We start from the raw sequence: 424 nt of genomic DNA on the forward strand, positions 1-424 counted from the left end.
TCGTTGTAATATCAACGATTCAGCCGGTTTTTATGTTATAATTAAGTTAGTCGATAAAAAAACAGAGGACCTCACCCCTCTGTTTCCATTTCAATCCTAGAAAGGACCAAAAAATGCATACTCATTATAACCTAAATCAACTTTATTTGGAAGTCTCTTATCAATACCGCCCTCAAGAAGATCACATCAGCTACTATATTCATCAATTTGTGGACTCTCTAGAGATTCATTATCCCTATCTCTTTGGTCGTCCTCGTAAATATGACTTCTCGATGTTACTCAAGTTATTATTATATGCTTATTCTCGCGGTGTCTTCACCAGTCGCTCGATGGAACAATTGGCTCGCGAAAATCTGCCCGCTATCTGGTTGTGTCAAAATGAAGTACCTTCTTACCGTACAATTTGTCGATTTAGACAGTCCGA

The 424-nt window shown here is 38.2% G+C and carries 1 protein-coding gene; it reads left to right on the plus strand.

All coding sequences use genetic code 11. The annotated features are described in order from the left end of the window. Nucleotides 1-113: 113 nt before the first annotated feature. On the plus strand, nt 114-424 hold a 311-nt coding region (locus HMPREF2758_RS01090; protein WP_148128865.1), incomplete at its 3' end, for a transposase.

The organism is Facklamia sp. HMSC062C11 (assembly GCF_001810675.1).
GTDB classification, from domain to species: domain Bacteria; phylum Bacillota; class Bacilli; order Lactobacillales; family Aerococcaceae; genus Facklamia; species Facklamia hominis.